General features: G+C 64.3%; 2 protein-coding genes. Both read right to left on the bottom strand.

Annotated elements, in window-relative coordinates:
* A partial coding sequence (locus ACXJKR_RS33470) for a flagellar export chaperone FliS (protein ID WP_457326529.1) occupies positions 1-220 on the bottom strand: 220 nt, incomplete at its 3' end.
* A gap of 124 nt (positions 221-344) precedes the next feature.
* Positions 345-981, bottom strand: a 637-nt coding sequence (gene fliD / locus ACXJKR_RS33465; RefSeq protein WP_457326528.1) for a flagellar filament capping protein FliD, incomplete at its 5' end; no start/stop codon positions are given.

The raw sequence follows: 981 nt of genomic DNA, 5'->3' as shown, positions 1-981 counted from the left end.
GGATGCGCACACAGCGGCACAGTGAGTTGTTCTTGACCGGCGTGTTGCCTGCCTGGATCGCGGCCAGGGCCATGTTCATGCCTTCCATGACGCCGTCGAACAGCAGGGCGACGAGGCGGTGCGGGCTGGCGCTGAGGACATCGGTCTCGACGCCGACCTTGCCGTAGGCGGAGCCGGCGCGGTGAGCTCGGGAAGCAAACGGGGAGGAGGATCCGTACATGGGGGCTCTCTGGGCTGGATACCTTCAAATTTCGGCGCCCGGCCGGGGAACTTGAGGCGGCCAACCCCCGCTGGCGGCATGAAAAAGGCGCCCTAAGGCGCCTTGTTTGCAATTCTTCACGGGCTCAGCTCGACGAGGTGCTGCCGAACTGCTTGTTGACATAGGACGACAGCGCGCTGAGCTGGCTCATCTTGGTGTCCAGCGCGCTGTACTGCGCGCGCAGGCGCTTTTCGGTCAATGTCAGCGAGTCCTGCATGTGGTCGATCGTGGCGTCGTTGCTGGCGATGCGCTTTTGCAGGCTGCTCTGGCCGTTGGTGATGGCGCCGTCCGTGCCCAGGATCTGGGTGGCAAAGGTGTTCCATTGCAGAGCGAAGCCCCGGTTGCGCGGCGTGGCGGCGTCCGGCGCGGCGAACAGCTTCTTCAAGTCCGTGAGATTGGTCAGCGCCTTGTCGAGCTTCGTCGAGTTGACCGTCAGCGTGCCGTTCTGGCCGGGTTCCAGGCCGATGTCGGCCAGGCGGCCGAAGGCGCCGGCGAGTGTCGTGCTGCCGCCGGTGATGCCGCGCAGCATCTGTTGCACGGAAACTGCCTTGCTGTCGCCCTGAAGCACACCGGCGGTCTTGGTGCCGGCGTCGTACTTGGTCTGGTCGCGCATCAGGTTGAGCAGCTTGTTGTAGGAGTCTGCGAAATCCGTGATCGCCTTCTTGATGCTGGTCGTGTCGTTGCTGGTGCCGATGCTGATGGCGCTGGCCGTCGTCTTGAGC

The organism is Roseateles sp. P5_E11, from assembly GCF_054049355.1.
This window is presented reverse-complemented; position numbering and strand designations above follow the sequence as displayed.